Origin of the sequence: Mycobacterium alsense, assembly GCF_002086635.1 — a bacterium.
In the GTDB taxonomy this organism is placed as follows: Bacteria; Actinomycetota; Actinomycetes; order Mycobacteriales; family Mycobacteriaceae; genus Mycobacterium; species Mycobacterium alsense.
The window spans coordinates 46,258-61,516 of record NZ_MVHD01000016.1; the positions used below are offsets into that span (position 1 = coordinate 46,258).

The window sequence follows — 15,259 nt, forward strand, 5'->3', positions numbered from 1 at the left end:
GTCCACTTCGACCCATCCGGGGGGCAGCGTGAGCAACTCCAGCCTCGCGGTCGAGCGGGCGATTTTTCCCGTCGGCAGGCCGGTCCGGGCGATGGGCGAGTTCTTCGCGATGGCCCTCGACACGTTCGTGTCGATGTTCAGGCCGCCGTTCGCGTGGCGTGAATACCTGTCCCAGTGCTGGTTCGTGGCGCGGGTGTCCACCCTGCCGGGAGTGTTGATGACGATCCCGTGGGCGGTGATTTCGGGCTTTCTCTTCAATGTCCTGCTGACCGACATCGGTGCCGCGGACTTCTCCGGCACCGGCTGCGCGGTCTTCACCGTGGACCAGAGCGCCCCGATCGTCACGGTCCTGGTGGTGGCGGGCGCGGGCGCCACCGCCATGTGTGCCGACTTGGGCGCACGCACCATCCGTGAGGAACTCGACGCGCTGCGGGTCATGGGCATCAACCCGATTCAGGCCCTGGCGGTTCCCCGCGTGCTGGCGGCCACCACGGTCTCGCTTGCCCTGAGTTCGGTGGTGACCGCGGCCGGTCTGATCGGCGCGTTTTTTTGCTCCGTCTTCCTCATGCACGTTTCGGCCGGGGCCTGGGTGACCGGCCTCACCACGCTCACCCACACGATCGACGTCGTCATTTCGATGATCAAGGCGACGTTGTTCGGGCTGATGGCCGGACTGATCGCCTGTTACAAGGGCATGTCCGTCGGCGGTGGCCCGGCCGGCGTCGGCAGGGCGGTCAACGAAACCGTGGTGTTTGCGTTCATCGTCTTGTTCGTGATCAACATCATCGTCACCGCCGTCGGAATGCCGCTCATGGTGTCTTGAGGTGAATCCATGACAGCGATGAAAACCCTTGCCCGCGAATGGAATCAGCTGGGATCGCAGATGCGGTTCTACATCACCACCGTGGCCGGGATTCCGGACGCGATCATCCACTACCGCAGCGAGCTGCTACGGGTGATCGCGCAAATGGGGTTCGGGGTCGGGACGCTCGCCGTGATCGGCGGGACGGTGGTCATCGTCGGGTTCCTGGCCATGACCACCGGCGCAATCGTGGCGGTGCAGGGCTACAACCAGTTCGCCTCGGTCGGCGTGGAGGCGTTGACCGGCTTCGCGTCGGCCTTCTTCAATACCCGGGAGATCCAGCCGGGAACGGTGATGGTCGCGCTGGCCGCCACCGTGGGTGCCGGCGCCACGGCGCAGCTTGGCGCCATGCGGATCAACGAGGAAATCGACGCGCTGGAGGTGATCGGTATCCGCAGCGTCAGCTACCTGGCGAGCACCCGGGTGCTGGCGGGAGTGGTTGTGGCCGTGCCGCTTTTCTGCGTGGGCCTCATGACCGCCTACCTGGCCGCCCGCGTCGGCACCACGGCGGTCTACGGGCAGGGATCCGGTGTGTACGACCACTACTTCAATACGTTCCTCCGCCCGAGCGACGTGCTCTGGTCGTCGGCCGAAGTCATCGTGGTCGCGCTGATGATCATGCTGTTGTGCACCTACTACGGCTACATGGCGCACGGCGGCCCCGCCGGGGTCGGCGAGGCCGTCGGCCGGGCGGTGCGCGCCTCGATGGTTGTCGCGTCGGTCGCGATAGTCATCATGACGCTGGCCATTTATGGGCGGTCTCCCGACTTTCATTTGGCGAGCTAGTGTCATGAGTCCCGGGCCGGAAAGACATCGTCTGCACGACGCGTGGTGGACGCTGATCCTGTTCGCGGCGATCGGGGTGGCCGTCCTGGTGACGGCGATGTCGTTCACCGGCAGCTTGCGGTCCTATGCGCCGGTCACGCTGACCTCCGATCGCTCCGGCCTGGTGATGGACCCCGGCGCCAAGGTCATGCTGCGCGGTGTGCAGGTGGGCCGCGTCGGTCAGATCGGCGACGACAAGGATGCCGCGCGCCTGAAACTGGAGATCGACACCGATTCGCTCCGGTACATCCCGGCCAACGTCGAGGCAAAGATCAGTGCCACCACCGCTTTCGGCGCCAAGTTCGTCGAGCTGGTGTATCCGCCGAACCCGAGTCCGCAGCGGCTGGCCGCCGGCGCGGTGCTGCATTCGAAGAACGTCAGCACGGAGATCAACACGGTCTTCCAAAACGTCGTCGATCTACTCGACATGATCGACCCGCTGAAGCTGAATTCGGTGCTGACGGCGGTGGCCGACGGGGTGCGCGGGCAGGGCGAACGGATCGGGGAGGCGACCACCGCCGCCAACCAGGTTCTGGTGGCACTGAACGCGCGCAGCGACGCCTTTCGCCGGGACTTGCACTCCGTCAAGGGCTTCAACGAGGCCTATGACGCGGCGGCCGCGGACATCGTGAAGATCCTGGACGCCGCCAGTACCACCAGCCGCACCATCGTCGACCATTCCAAGGCGCTGGATGCGTTGCTGCTCAACGTGATCGGCTTGTCAAAATCGGGGACCAACCTGATCGGTACCAGCCGGGACAATCTCGCCGCGGCGGTCAACATCCTGGAACCCACCACCGCCCTCTTGCTCAAGTACAACCCCGAGTACACCTGCTTTTTGCAGGGCGCCAAGTGGTATCTGGACAACGGCGGGTATTCGGCGTGGGGCGGTGCCGACGGCCGCACGCTGCAACTCGATGTCGGCCTGTTGCTGGGCAACGACCCCTACGCGTATCCGGACAACCTGCCACGCGTCGCGGCCAAGGGCGGCCCCGGCGGAAGACCCGGGTGCGGGTCGCTGCCCGACGCCACCAAAAACTTTCCGGTGCGCGAACTCATCACCGACACGGGGTGGGGAACCGGGCTCGATATCCGGCCCAATCCCGGCATCGGCCATCCGTGCTGGGTCGACTACCTTCCGGTGACCCGCGCGCTCCCTCAGCCGCCCAGCGTCCGCCAGTGCATTCCCGGGCCGGCGGTCGGGCCCAGCCCCGGGGGGCCGCCGTACGGGGCGGCGCAGTACGGGCCCGGCGGGGTCCCGCTCTGGCCGGGGGTTCCGCCGGCCACGCCCGCCCCGTCTGCGCCGCAACGGACGGATCCGGCTCCACCGCAAGGGGATTCACCGCCACCCTGATACGTGCGGACCCGTTTGGCGACCGTCGGAACTTTACACACGCAGGAGAGCGACCATGAGAGAAGACTTGCGGGGCATCGGTATGCGCCTCGGCAGCTTCCTTGTGGTTTGTCTGCTGACCGCGTTCTTGCTCTTCGCCGTTTTCGGAGAGCTGCGGTTCGGCGACGGCAAGAGGTACTACGCCGAATTCACCAACGTCTCCAATCTGAGGGAGGGCAAGCTGGTCCGGATCGCCGGGGTCGAGGTCGGCAAGATCAGGAAGATCTCCATCAACCCGGACGCGACCGTGCGGGTCGAGTTCACCGCCGACGACTCCGTCACCCTCACCGAGGGAACCCAGGCGGTGATCCGCTATGACAACCTGTTCGGCGACCGCTACCTGGCGCTCGAGGAGGGGGCCGGCGGGCTCCGCACCCTTGCCCCGGGTCAAACGATTCCACTCGCCCGCACCAAACCGGCGCTGGATTTGGACGCCCTCATCGGCGGCTTCCGGCCGCTGTTTCGCGCGCTGAACCCGGATCAGGTCAACGCGCTGAGCGAACAACTGCTGCAGGCGTTTCAAGGACAGGGCGCCACCATCGGGTCGTTCCTGGAACAGGCTGCGGCGGTGACCAATACGCTTGCCGACCGCGATCAGCTGATCGGACAGGTCGTCAACAACCTCAACGTGGTGCTGGGCTCGCTGGGCGGCCAAAGCGATCGGCTGGACAAAGCGGTGGTGTCGCTGTCGGAGCTGATTCACGGGCTCGCCGAACGCAAGGCCGACATCGCCAACGCGGTGGCCTACACCAACGCGGCGGCCGGCTCGGTCGCCGACCTGCTGTCGCAGGCCCGGGCCCCGTTCGCGAAGGTGGTGCACGAGACCGACCGCGTCGCGAGCGTCGCACTCTCCGACCGCGAGTACCTCGACAACCTGCTCAACACGCTGCCGGACAAGTACCAGGCCCTGGTCCGCCAGGGCATGTATGGCGACTTCTTCGCCTTCTACCTCTGCGACGTCGTGCTCAAGGTCAACGGCAAGGGCGGTCAGCCGGTGTACATCAAGGTGGCCGGCCAGGCCACGGGACGGTGCGCTCCGAAGTGAAATCGTTCTCCGAACGCAACCCGATGATCGTCGGCTCCGTCGGCGTGGTGGCCGTGGCGGCGGTGGTGTTTACCACCCTGGAATACCAGAAGCTGCCAATTTTCAACCGGGGCACCGACGTTGGCGCCTATTTCGCCGACGTCGGCGGCCTGCGAACGGGAAACACCGTCGAGGTCTCCGGCTACCCGGTGGGCAAGGTGTCCGGCATCGAACTCGACGGCCCCGGCGTGCTGGTCAAGTTCACGGTCGGTGAGAACGTCCGGCTCGGGAACCGCACCGAGGCCGCCATCAAGACCAAGGGGCTGTTGGGCAGCAAGTTCCTCGACGTGACCCCGCGCGGGGAGGGCACACTGCGGGGCCCCATCCCGATCGAGCGGACCATCTCGCCGTACCAGCTGCCCGACGCGCTCGGCGACCTGGCCGCCACGATCAGCGGGCTGAACACCGACCGGCTGTCCGAATCGATGGCCACCCTTGCGCAAACCTTCGCCAACACACCGGCGGACCTCAGGAACGCCGTACAGGGCGTCGCCCGGCTCGCGCAGACCCTCGACGACCGCGACGCCCAGCTGCGTGGCCTGCTGGACAACGCGGCCAGGGCGACCGGCGTGCTGGCCGGGCGCACCGACCAGATCGTCGGCCTGGTGCGCGACACCAATGCGCTGCTGGCGCAGCTGCGAACGCAAAGCGCCGCCCTGGATCAGATCTGGGGCAACATCTCGGCGACTGCGCGGCAGCTGCAGGGCCTCATCGCCGAGAACCGGCAACAACTGCGCCCGGCGCTCGACAAGCTCAACGGGGTGCTGGACATCGTCGCAAACCGCAAGGAACGGCTGCAGAAGGCCATCCCGATGATCAACACCTACGTCATGTCGCTGGGCGAGTCGCTGTCGTCCGGCCCCTTTTTCAAGGCGTACGTGGTGAATCTGCTGCCGGGGCAGTTCGTTCAACCGTTCGTCAGCGCCGCGTTCTCGGACCTGGGGCTGGACCCGGCCACGTTGCTGCCGTCGCAGCTGACCGATACCCAAACCGGCCAGTCCGGCACCCCGCCATTGCCCATGCCATACCCCCGCACCGGCCAGGGTGGCCCACCACGGACGAACCTGCCGGACGCGATCACCGGCAACCCCGGCGATCCGCGCTATCCGTACCGGCCCGAGCCGCCGGCACCCGCGCCCGGGGGGCCACCGCCCGGACCACCCGCACAGCAGCCCGGAGGCCAACGGTGACAACGAGACTCCGACGCGCGCGGACGGTGCTGGCGACCGCCCTCGCCCTGGTGCTCGTGGCGGGGGTGATCGTCGCGATGCGCGCCTCCGACGCGGCCGAGCGCACCACCGTGGTCGCCTACTTCGACAACAGCAACGGCGTGTTCGCCGGCGATGAGGTGCGCATCCGCGGCGTGCCGGTGGGCAAGATCGTCAAAATCGAACCGCAGCCGCTGAGATCCAAGGTTTCGTTCTGGTTCGACCGCAGGTACAAAGTGCCCGCAGACGCAAGGGCCGCGATTCTGTCGCCGCAGCTGGTGACGGGCCGGGCGATTCAACTCACGCCGCCCTACACCGGCGGGCCCGTCATGCGGGACGGCGCAGTCATCCCGCAGGACCGCACCGCGGTGCCCGTCGAATGGGACGACCTGCGGGTTCAGCTTCAGCGGCTGACCGAGTTGCTCAAGCCCACCCAGCCCGGCGGCGTCAGCACGTTGGGCTCACTGATCAACACCGCGGCCGACAACCTGCGTGGGCAGGGCCCCACCATCCGCGACGCCATTATCAAGCTGTCCCGGACGGTTTCGGCGCTCGGCGACCACAGCGACGACATCTTCGCCACGATCAGGAACCTGTCGACGCTGGTGCAGGCCCTGCACGACAGCGCGGATCTGCTCGAGCGGCTCAACCGCAACCTGGAGGCGGTGTCGTCGGTGCTCGCCGACGACCCGAACAAGATCGCTCGGGCGGCCGAGGAGCTGAACGGGGTCGTCGCCAACGTGCAGGGCTTCGCCGCGGAAAACCGCGAGGCGCTGGGCACGACGGCCGACAAACTCACCTCGATCAGCAAGGCGCTGGTCGACAGCCTGGACGACATCAAGCAGACGCTGCACATCGCGCCGACGGTGTTGCAGAACTTCAACAACATCTACGAACCCGCCAACGGCGCGCTGACCGGCGCGCTGGCCGCCAACAACCTGGCCAATCCCATCGCGTTCCTCTGTGGGGCGGTGCAGGCCGCCTCGCGGCTGGGCGGCGAGCAGGCCGCAAAGCTGTGCGTGCAGTACCTGGCGCCGATCTTCAAAAACCGCCAATACAACTTTCCCCCGATCGGCGAGAACCTCTTCGTCGGTGCGCAGGCCCGGCCCAACGAGGTCACCTACAGCGAGGACTGGATGCGGCCCGACCACGTCCCGCCGGCGCCGGATGCACCGCCACCGCCCAGCGGTGCCCCGGCCGCGCCGGCGGTCACCACCGACCCCGCGGCCGGCCTGTCCGGCATGATGCAGCCCCCGACGGGCGGCCCGTGATGACCCGCCGATGGCGCTGGGCGGCAACGCTGTTCGTGGTCGCGGTCGGGCTATCGGGCTGCGGCTGGCGAGGACTGAATTCGCTGCCGCTGCCCGGGACCGAGGGCAACGGGGCGGGATCCTTCGAGATCCAGGCGCAGATGCCCGACGTCAACAACATCCAGCCGAACTCGCGGGTGCGCGTCGCCGACGTGACGATCGGCCACGTGACGAAAATCGAACGCCAGGGCTGGCACGCGCTGGTGACCATGCGGCTCAACGGCGACGTCGACCTACCCGCGAACGCGACGGCCAAGATCGGCACGACCAGCCTGCTCGGCTCGTACCACATCGAGCTGGCGCCGCCCAGATCCGAAGCGCCGCAGGGCAAGCTGCGTGACCACTCGCTCATCGCGCTGTCGCGCGGGGGCGCCTACCCGAGCACCGAACAGACGTTGGCGGCATTGTCGCTGGTCCTCAACGGCGGCGGACTGGGCCAAATCCAGGACATCACCGAGGCCTTCAGCACCGCATTCCGCGGCCGCGAGCAGGACCTGAGAAGCCTGATCGGGCAGCTGGACCGGTTCACCGCAACGCTCAACGACCAGAAGGGCGACATCATCGCGGCCACCGAGAGCTTGAACCACCTCGTCGGCAAGTTCGCCCAACAGCGACCGGTGCTGGACCGGGCGCTCGCGACCATTCCCGACGCGCTCGCGGTGCTCGACGACGAGCGGGATCAACTCGTCGAGGCGGCCGATCAACTGAGCAAATTCAGCGCCCTGACCGCCGATTCGGTCAACAAGACCAAGGACAACCTGGTCGAGGAACTGAGGCAACTGGGGCCGGTGCTGGATTCGCTGGCCAACGCCGGGCCCAGCCTTACCCGATCGCTGAGCCTGCTGGCCACCTTCCCGTTTCCCAACGAAACGTTCGAGAACTTCCAACGCGGCGACTACGCCAACCTGACGGCGATCGTCGACCTCACCCTCAGCCGAATCGACCAAGGAATATTCACCGGCACCCGATGGGAGTGCCACCTCACCGAGTTGGAGCTGCAATGGGGCCGCACCATCGGTCAGTACCCCAGCCCGTGCACCGCTCGCGGCCCGCACGGGACCCCCGGCAACCCGCTGACCACCCCCTACCGCGCGGATCAGGGGCCATAGATGCATTTACCCCGACGAATCATCCTGCAGCTGGGTGTCTTTGGTGCGATCGCGCTGCTCGCGCTGACGGTGACGTTCCTGCACTTCGTGAAACTACCGGCCATGCTTCTCGGCGTCGGGCGCTACACGGTGCGCGTGGAGCTGCCGCAGGCCGCCGGGCTGTACGGAACCGGCAACGTCACCTACCGCGGCTCCGAAGTCGGCCGGGTCGAATCCGTGCGCCTGACCGACACCGGCGTCGAAGCCGTGCTCTCCCTGAAATCGGGCATCGACATCCCGTCGGACCTCCGTGCCGAGGTGCACAGTCAGACGGCGATCGGTGAGACGTACGTTGCGCTGTTGCCGCGCAACGGCACGTCGCCACCGCTGCACGACGGCGACGTGATCCCGCTGGCCAATACCTCCGTGCCGCCCGACATCAACGAACTGCTCGGTGCCGCAAATACCGCCCTGGCCGCGATACCTCGCGACAACCTGCGGACGGTCATCAACGAGTCGTACACCGCGGTGGGCGGGCTCGGCCCCGAATTGTCCCGCCTCGTCGCGGGTTCGTCCAAGCTGGCGATCGACGCACGCGAAAACCTCGACCCGCTGGTGGCCCTGATCGACCAGGCCCAGCCGGTCCTCGACTCGCAGGCGCACAGCGCGGATGCCATCGCGGGGTGGGCGGCGCACCTGGCCACCGTCACCACCGAATTGCGGGCCCATGACGGCGCCGTCGCCGGCACCATCGACAAAGCCGGACCCGCACTCGCCGAAGCGAGCGGGCTGATCGAGCGGCTGCGACCCACGTTGCCGCTCCTGCTGGCCAACCTCGTCAGCGTCGGCCAGGTCGCGCTCACCTACCAGAACGACATCGAACAGCTGCTGGTGGTGTTCCCCATGGCCGTCGCCGCCGACCAGGCGGGCATCGTCGCCAATCTGAACACCAAGCAGGCGTACCGCGGTCAGTACCTGAGCTTCAACCTCAACCTCAACCTCCCGCCGCCGTGCACCACCGGGTTCCTGCCGGCCCAGCAGCAGCGCGTCCCCTCGCTCGAGGACTACCCGAACCGCCCGGGCGGCGACCTGTATTGCCGGGTGCCGCAGGACTCCTGGCTCAACGTGCGTGGCGCGCGCAACACCCCGTGCGAAACCGTGCCCGGCAAGCGCGCGCCCACCGTGAAGATGTGCGAGAGCGACGAGCACTACGTGCCACTCAACGACGGCTCCAACTGGAAGGGCGACCCCAACGCCACCCTGTCCGGTCAGGACATCCCACAGCCGCCGCCCCTACCCCTCGCCGACTATGACCCGGCGACCGGAACCTATACGGCTCCCGACGGACACCGATACACCCGCTCGGACCTGGGTCAGGCCGCGCCGAAAGACAAGACATGGCAAGCGATGTTGCTGCCGCCGGGCGGCTGAGCATGACCGCGGATCTCTTGGTCGCGATGGGATGGAGGACGGTATGACGGTAACCGCTGACACCGAAGCGCGGGTGGACGACGCCCGCGTTGACCCGGAGGCGCCCGCGGCGCGGGGCGGGCGGCGCGCGTCCACACGGCGGCGCGCGGCGACCTTGTGCCTGGCGGCCATCCTCGCACTGGCGGCGCCCGTGGGGTGGTTCGGATTTCGCGTCCACCAGCTGCAGGAGGCGCAGGCCCGACGGAATCAGTTCCTACAGGTGGCCCGGCAGGGCGCGCTGAACTTGACGACGATCGACTGGCAGCACGCCGACGCCGACGTGCACCGCATTCTGGACGGGGCGACGGGAGACTTCTACAACGACTTCGCCAGGCGCGCGCAGCCGTTCATCGAGGTGCTCAAGCAAGCCAAGGCGACCACGGTGGGCTCGATCACCGAGGCCGGGCTGGAATCCGAGACCGCCGACACGGCCCAGGTCCTGGTCGCGGTGTCCGTACGGACCTCGACCGCCGCCGAGTCGGACCAGGCGCCGCGCGCATGGCGGATGCGCGTCTCCGTGCAACGGGCCGGGGGGCAAGTGAAGGTTTCCGACGTCAGGTTCGTGCCGTGAGCGCGGGCGGGTCGCCCCGCGCGGGCGAGTGCGGTGACACCGAAACGGCGGCAAAGGCATCCGCCGAGTCGGTCAAACCTCGTCGCCACATCCGCCGGCAGCGGATCATCACCTACGTGCTTCCGGGCGTCCTGGCGCTGCTGTTGGCGTGTGCCGCGGGCTTTTTGAAGTGGCAGGAGTCCTCGGCGCGAGGCGCCGACACCGCCCGTGCGGAATCGGTGCGGGCCGCCACCGATGCCACCGTCGCGCTGCTGTCATATCGACCCGACACGGTGGAGAAGGACCTGGAGGCGGCGCGGAGCAGACTGACCGGCCCGTTTCTCGACGCGTACACGAAGCTGACCCACGAGGTGGTGATCCCAGGAGCGAAGCAGAAGCAGATCTCCGCCGTCGCGAGCATCCCCGCCGCCGCCTCGACGTCGGCTTCGGCCCGCCACGCCGTCGTCCTGCTCTTCGTGAACCAGACCATCGTCGTCGGTCACGACGCCCCGACGAGCACCGCGTCCAGCGTGCGGGTCACCCTCGACAAGGTCGACGACCGTTGGCTGGTCTCGCAATTCGACCCCGTGTGAGCAAAGGAGAACCGGGATGCGACGTCGATCGGTGACCGTGTCAGCATTGCTCGCCTGGTCAGCCTGCGCGGCGCTGGGGGAGCCCACGGCGCTCGCCGACAACAAGCGCCTCAACGACGGCGTGGTCGCCAACGTCTACACCGTCCAGCATCAGGCCGGCTGCACCAACGACGTCAAGATCAACCCGCAACTGCGGCTGGCGGCCCAACGGCACACCCTCGATGTGCTGAATCACCGAGACCTCGACGGCGACGTCGGTTCCGACGGCTCGACGGCGCAGGACCGCGCCGACGCGGCGGGCTTTTCCGGCCGGGTCGCCGAAACCGTGGCGATCAACCCCGCCATGGCGATCAGCGGCATCGACCTGCTCAACCGGTGGTATTACGACCCGGCGGATTTCGCGATCATGTCGGACTGCGCCAATAGCCAAATCGGGGTGTGGTCGGAGAACAGCCCCGATCGCACCGTCGTGGTGGCCGTGTACGGGCAGCCGGATCGGCCGGATCCGCCACCGCCGAAGCCACCGCAGCCGGGGCCCGCGTCAACGGTGGCCCTACCGGACAACGTTCCGATCGACCCCAGCCCCGACTACGACGCCAGTGACGAGGTCGAATTCGGCATCAGTTGGCTCCCATGGATTCTGCGCGGGGTGTACCCGCCGCCGGGCATGCCGCCGCAGTAGGCGAACTTGCGGCGCGTGTCGATTCGGTGCGACTATTCGCCCGGTTGGTAGTGCGCGGCCGAGTTCCGCAACTGCCAGAGCTGGGCGGGACACAGGAGGTTAACCGCATACGAGACAAGGTAATTGGCCGCGGTCTCGTCATTGGGCGTCACCGTGTCCTTCACCCCACCCAACAGCTCCGGGTAGCCCTCGCCCGCGGTGACCCTGTCGCAGATCCCGCGGCCGTAGCCCAGCGCGTCATTGTTCGGGAAGTCGTAATGTCGCCGCACCGTCACGTCATAGAGGTACTCGACTTCGGGCGCAGGAGCGGCAACCGCACGCGGCGCCGGAATCGCGCCGGCAACGGCGGCGGTCATGATCAGGACGACCGGCCACCCGCGTCCCTTCGCCGCATACCACCGGCGGCCGGGGAAAGGGCCGATGTCTTTCATGGGCTGCTCCGTTTGTCGCCTGGCGGATAAGGGATTATCTCCCGACATCGCCACCCGGCGCCAGATCGAATTCATCTGCGAATCAAGACCATTAGCACCCATGGGCCGGCCCAAGGCGATCGACCGTGCCGGCCAGCACGTCGCGGCAGCCCGCCCACATCCGCTTGATGATGTCGGCGGCCGGTGGCAGGTCGTCGATCCGGCCGGCCACCTGGCCGGTGTTGGCGACGCTGGCGTCCATGTCGCCGTCGAAGTAGAGCCGCTGCACGCGCTGCAGGGCCGCGCCGCCCGACTCGGACGACGTCCCGAAGGACCCGGTGCGGTCCAGCTTTTCGGCGGCCGGGGTGCGGATCACTCGCATCATGCGCTTGCCGTCGAGGGGCAGCAGCACCGTCGACGTCTCGTCGGCGCCGACGACCGCCTGTTTGAGGTTGCCGTGCACCGGCGACTCCGCCGAGGCCATCAGCCGGGTGCCCATCTGCACACCCTCGGCGCCGAGGACCAGTGCGGCGGCCATGGACGCGGCGTCGCAGATCCCGCCCGCCGCCACGATGGGCACGTCGACGTGGGCGGCGACCAGGGGCAGCAGCACCATCGTCGAGGCGCCGAACCGGTTCTTGAACCCGCCGCCCTCGACGCCCTCGACGACGAGCCCGTCGACGCCGGCGTCGACGGCCTTCCTCGCGGCGGCCAGCGTGCCCACCACGTGGAAGACGGTGATGCCCGCATCGTGCAGCCGGTCGGTGAACAGCTTCGGGTCTCCCGCCGAGGTGGTGACGAACCGGATGCCGCTGGCGACAAGGAGATCGATTACGGCCGGGTCGCGGTTGAACAGCAGCGCGATGTTGGCGCCCACCGGGCGGTCGGTGAGGTCGCGTACCCGCCGCAGGTCGGCCCGGCCCTGCTCGGACGTGGTTTCGATGATGCCCAGCGCGCCGGCGCCGGAGACGGCCGCCGCCAGCTGCGCGCCGGCGATGTAGGTCATCGGGGCCTGGATGATCGGGATGTCGATCCGCGCGAGTTCGCAGACCCGGTTGGGCGCGGGACCGCGGCCGTTGTCGCCCATCAGCCGCGCGGATCGATCAGGTCGCGGAAGCTTGCGGCGGGGTACACGGAGGCCCCCAGGGCGGAGACCCGGGCACTCAGCTCCTTGTCCGAGGTCACGACCCGGATCTCGTGCGGCTTGGCGTCGGCCCGCACCAGCCGGACGATCTGGTCGTCGGCCGAGTTCGCCGCCGCCCGGGGCGCGTAGGCGATCTCGACCACCGACGACGCGACGGCGCTCGACGGCGGCCGCTCGAACACCACGGTCACTTGGCCTCCTTGGCTCTCGGGACTTTTTGCCCACCGGTCGAGCCGGTCCACCAGGGTGAGCATGGCGTGTTTGCGGTCCTTCCACCACCCGTCGGGGCGGCTGCCGATCACGTTCATGCCGTCGACGATCCAGCGCACAAACCACACGGTAGGGCGGGGGCGCGCCGTAGAGTAATCGGGTCCAGCAGCTTGACGATGGGAAAACGCCGATGACGTCGTTAGCCGACACCGATGACCGCGTGGTTTCGCTGGCCCGCGGGATGCGCGACCTGGTGCGGGCCGAGGCCGCCGAATCGGAGCGGGCGCGCACCCTCACCCCGGCGATCGTCGACGAAATGTGGGCCTGTGGCTTGATGTCGGCGTTCAACCCGGTCGCGGCCGGCGGGGTCGAGCCGTCGTTCGCACAGATGATCGAAACCTGGATCGAAATGGCTTGGCAGGACGGGTCGTTCGGGTGGATCGGCATCGCCAACCTGCCGTCGTCCTTCGCCGCGGCGACCTATCTGCCCGACGACGGATTCGCCGAGGTGTTCACGGCCCACGGCAACCGCGTGACGCTGGGCGGCCAGTTCTTCCCCAACGGGCAGGGCACCGTCGTCGAGGGCGGTTACGTGGTGAGCGGGTCGTGGAACTTCGGCTCCGGCACCGGCCACTCCGAATACATCGCCGCCGGGTTCTTCCCGATGGACAACGGCGAGATGCGCTGGATCAGCGAGGGATTCCCCGAGATGCGGGTCGCGGTGGTGCCGCGGGACCAGATCAGCCTCGACGACGGCTGGTTCGTGCAGGGGCTCAAGGGAACCGGCTCCTACGACTACAACGCCCGGGAGGTGTTCGTCCCCGACGGCCGCACCTTCGAGCTGTTCGTCCGCGAGCCCTACCGCGGCTCGTCGCCGGCCACGCGCATGGGCCTGATGCCCGTGACCGCCGCGGGCCACGCGTCGTGGGCGCTGGGTGTTTCCAAGAGCATGCTCGACGACGTCCAGGAACTGGCGGCGACCAAGTTCCGGATGAGCGACATGGCCGCCCTGGCCAGCCGCCCGACATTCCAGAAGGGGCTGGCCCACCACCGGGCGGCCTGGCGCGCCGCCCGCCTGTTGGTGCTCGACGCGTTCACCACCGCCGAGGCCGCCGTGGCCGAGGGACACGACCTGACCCCAGCCCTGCGCGCGGACATGCGGGTGGCCGCCGTCTTCGCCACCGACACGGCCCGGGCCTGCGCCGAGTGGGCGCACCTGGTCGCCGGGACCAGCTCGATCCGCGAGGGCAGCCGCCTGGAGCGGGCGTTCCGCGACATCTACACCGGCACCCAGCACGCGTTCATCAGCGAGAAGGTGGCCATCGACGTCGCGCAGATCTGGCTGGGCATCATCGAGGACCAGCCCGGGCTGTAGGCCTGGCTAGTATCAGCGGATGCGCGGCTGCAAAATCCTGATCACGGGTCCGACCGGTCAAATCGCCACCCCCATCGCCCTGGCGCTCGCGGCCGACAACGAGGTCTGGGGCATCGCCCGCTTCACCAATCCCGCGGCGCGGGAAGGCCTCGAGCGGGCGGGGATTCGCTGTCAGACGGTCAACCTGGCCGCCGGCGACTTCACCGGCCTGCCAAGCGACTTCGACTACGTGCTGAATCTGGCGGTGGCCAAGAGCGGCAGCTGGGACAAGGACCTCGGGGCCAACGCCGAGTCCGTCGGCCTGCTGATGGCGCACTGCCGCGGCGCAAAGGCCTTCCTGCACTGCTCCTCGGCGGCCGTGTACGACCCGCCCGACGACGAACCCCGCACCGAGAAGGCCGCTTTGGGCGACAACCACAGGTTCTTGTTCCCCACCTATTCGATCTCCAAGGTCGCCGGCGAGGTCGTCGCCCGGTCGATGGCGCGCGTGCTCGGCCTGCCCACCACGATCGCCCGCCTCAACGTGCCCTACGGCGACAACGGCGGCTGGCCGTACTACCACATGGAGATGATGCTGGCCGGGATCCCGATCCCCGTCCCGCCCGGCGGGCCGGCCCGCTACAACCCGATCCACGAGGACGACATCATCGCGACCATCCCGAAGCTGCTCGAGGCGGCGTCGGTGCCGGCGACGACGGTCAACTGGTGCGGCAACCAGAGCGTCAGCTTGCAGGACTGGTGCGGCTATCTGGGTTCGCTCGTCGGCAAGGAGCCGGTGTTCGAGGAGAGCGAGCGGGCGCTGCGCGGCAACCCCACCGACGTCACCCGGATGCATGAGCTCATCGGCGGCACGACGGTCGACTGGCGGGACGGATTGCGCCGCATGGCCGCCAAGTTCCATCCCGAGCTGGTCGCGTAATTTCGCCGAACGTTGACGTGTTGCGGGGATCCGCCCCCGAATTGCCGGGCAACACCTCGACGCCCGGCCCCGTGCAACGGGAAAAGTCCCGAACCCCTGGCGGGTTCGGGACTTCCCCGGCGCGCGCAGCGCGCCC

The 15,259-nt window shown here is 68.2% G+C and carries 16 protein-coding genes; 13 read left to right on the forward strand and 3 right to left on the reverse strand.

Translation table 11 applies throughout. From position 1 onward, the window contains the following. Positions 1-91 precede the first annotated feature (91 nt). From BST11_RS11840 to BST11_RS11890, 11 genes are all read left to right on the forward strand, one after another. On the forward strand, positions 92-823 hold the full coding sequence (locus tag BST11_RS11840; protein WP_242660938.1) for an MlaE family ABC transporter permease: 732 nt from the start codon (positions 92-94) through the stop codon (positions 821-823). A gap of 9 nt (positions 824-832) precedes the next feature. Then, entirely contained in the window at positions 833-1,648 is an 816-nt protein-coding gene (locus tag BST11_RS11845) for an ABC transporter permease (RefSeq protein ID WP_083138164.1), read from the forward strand. A 4-nt stretch (positions 1,649-1,652) separates the two neighbouring features. Continuing rightward, complete coding sequence (locus BST11_RS11850; protein ID WP_083138165.1) at positions 1,653-3,041, forward strand: MCE family protein; 1,389 nt, start codon at positions 1,653-1,655, stop codon at positions 3,039-3,041. A gap of 55 nt (positions 3,042-3,096) precedes the next feature. Then, a complete protein-coding gene (locus tag BST11_RS11855; RefSeq protein WP_067321648.1) occupies positions 3,097-4,125 on the forward strand; it encodes a virulence factor Mce family protein in 1,029 nt (342 codons plus the stop codon). Next, positions 4,122-5,354, forward strand: a complete 1,233-nt coding sequence (locus BST11_RS11860) for an MCE family protein (RefSeq protein ID WP_067321645.1) — start codon at positions 4,122-4,124, stop codon at positions 5,352-5,354. The genes BST11_RS11855 and BST11_RS11860 overlap by 4 nt, the downstream gene beginning before the upstream one ends. Then, positions 5,351-6,643, forward strand: coding sequence for a virulence factor Mce family protein (locus tag BST11_RS11865; RefSeq protein ID WP_083138166.1), 1,293 nt, complete (start codon positions 5,351-5,353; stop codon positions 6,641-6,643). Before BST11_RS11860 ends, BST11_RS11865 begins: the two co-directional genes overlap by 4 nt. Further along, positions 6,643-7,791 (forward strand): virulence factor Mce family protein, encoded by a 1,149-nt coding sequence (locus tag BST11_RS11870; protein ID WP_083138167.1) that lies wholly within the window; start codon positions 6,643-6,645, stop codon positions 7,789-7,791. Before BST11_RS11865 ends, BST11_RS11870 begins: the two co-directional genes overlap by 1 nt. Further along, a complete protein-coding gene (locus tag BST11_RS11875) occupies positions 7,792-9,201 on the forward strand; it encodes an MCE family protein (RefSeq protein ID WP_083138168.1) in 1,410 nt (469 codons plus the stop codon). A 43-nt stretch (positions 9,202-9,244) separates the two neighbouring features. Beyond that, positions 9,245-9,811 carry a mammalian cell entry protein gene (locus BST11_RS11880; protein ID WP_083138169.1) on the forward strand — a complete coding sequence of 189 codons (567 nt, stop codon included), beginning with the start codon at positions 9,245-9,247 and terminating at the stop codon, positions 9,809-9,811. Between the two features lie 89 nt (positions 9,812-9,900). Beyond that, entirely contained in the window at positions 9,901-10,383 is a 483-nt protein-coding gene (locus BST11_RS11885) for a hypothetical protein (RefSeq protein WP_083138205.1), read from the forward strand. Positions 10,384-10,399: 16 nt separating this feature from the next. Then, the gene (locus BST11_RS11890) at positions 10,400-11,065 is read left to right on the forward strand and encodes a CAP domain-containing protein (RefSeq protein WP_083138170.1); all 666 of its coding nucleotides are present in this window, start codon (positions 10,400-10,402) and stop codon (positions 11,063-11,065) included. Positions 11,066-11,097: 32 nt separating this feature from the next. Here BST11_RS11890 and BST11_RS11895 read toward each other — a convergent pair whose 3' ends face one another. The 3 genes from BST11_RS11895 to BST11_RS11905 form a co-directional block, all read right to left on the reverse strand. Continuing rightward, the gene (locus BST11_RS11895) at positions 11,098-11,496 is read right to left on the reverse strand and encodes a DUF732 domain-containing protein (protein ID WP_244897621.1); all 399 of its coding nucleotides are present in this window, start codon (positions 11,494-11,496) and stop codon (positions 11,098-11,100) included. A 91-nt stretch (positions 11,497-11,587) separates the two neighbouring features. Beyond that, a complete protein-coding gene (locus tag BST11_RS11900; protein WP_083138171.1) occupies positions 11,588-12,562 on the reverse strand; it encodes an NAD(P)H-dependent flavin oxidoreductase in 975 nt (324 codons plus the stop codon). Further along, positions 12,562-12,948: an NYN domain-containing protein gene (locus BST11_RS11905; protein WP_083138207.1), complete on the reverse strand. Its 387-nt coding sequence runs from the start codon at positions 12,946-12,948 to the stop codon at positions 12,562-12,564. Before BST11_RS11905 ends, BST11_RS11900 begins: the two co-directional genes overlap by 1 nt. A gap of 71 nt (positions 12,949-13,019) precedes the next feature. Between BST11_RS11905 and BST11_RS11910 the strand changes: the two genes are divergently transcribed. Next, positions 13,020-14,204, forward strand: a complete 1,185-nt coding sequence (locus tag BST11_RS11910; protein ID WP_067321616.1) for an acyl-CoA dehydrogenase family protein — start codon at positions 13,020-13,022, stop codon at positions 14,202-14,204. Between the two features lie 19 nt (positions 14,205-14,223). Continuing rightward, positions 14,224-15,123 (forward strand): NAD-dependent epimerase/dehydratase family protein, encoded by a 900-nt coding sequence (locus BST11_RS11915; RefSeq protein ID WP_083138172.1) that lies wholly within the window; start codon positions 14,224-14,226, stop codon positions 15,121-15,123. Positions 15,124-15,259: the final 136 nt, after the last annotated feature.

Excerpts from the sequence above, each read along its gene's own strand:
- BST11_RS11845 (WP_083138164.1), top strand. The coding sequence starts at position 833 with ATGACAGCGATGAAAACCCTTGCCCGCGAATGGAATCAGCTGGGATCG.
- BST11_RS11855 (WP_067321648.1), top strand. The coding sequence starts at position 3,097 with ATGAGAGAAGACTTGCGGGGCATCGGTATGCGCCTCGGCAGCTTCCTT.
- BST11_RS11870 (WP_083138167.1), top strand. The coding sequence starts at position 6,643 with ATGACCCGCCGATGGCGCTGGGCGGCAACGCTGTTCGTGGTCGCGGTC.
- BST11_RS11900 (WP_083138171.1), bottom strand. The coding sequence starts at position 12,562 with ATGGGCGACAACGGCCGCGGTCCCGCGCCCAACCGGGTCTGCGAACTC.
- BST11_RS11850 (WP_083138165.1), top strand. The coding sequence starts at position 1,653 with ATGAGTCCCGGGCCGGAAAGACATCGTCTGCACGACGCGTGGTGGACG.
- BST11_RS11875 (WP_083138168.1), top strand. The coding sequence starts at position 7,792 with ATGCATTTACCCCGACGAATCATCCTGCAGCTGGGTGTCTTTGGTGCG.
- BST11_RS11915 (WP_083138172.1), top strand. The coding sequence starts at position 14,224 with ATGCGCGGCTGCAAAATCCTGATCACGGGTCCGACCGGTCAAATCGCC.
- BST11_RS11910 (WP_067321616.1), top strand. The coding sequence starts at position 13,020 with ATGACGTCGTTAGCCGACACCGATGACCGCGTGGTTTCGCTGGCCCGC.
- BST11_RS11890 (WP_083138170.1), top strand. The coding sequence starts at position 10,400 with ATGCGACGTCGATCGGTGACCGTGTCAGCATTGCTCGCCTGGTCAGCC.
- BST11_RS11880 (WP_083138169.1), top strand. The coding sequence starts at position 9,245 with ATGACGGTAACCGCTGACACCGAAGCGCGGGTGGACGACGCCCGCGTT.
- BST11_RS11895 (WP_244897621.1), bottom strand. The coding sequence starts at position 11,496 with ATGAAAGACATCGGCCCTTTCCCCGGCCGCCGGTGGTATGCGGCGAAG.
- BST11_RS11840 (WP_242660938.1), top strand. The coding sequence starts at position 92 with ATGGGCGAGTTCTTCGCGATGGCCCTCGACACGTTCGTGTCGATGTTC.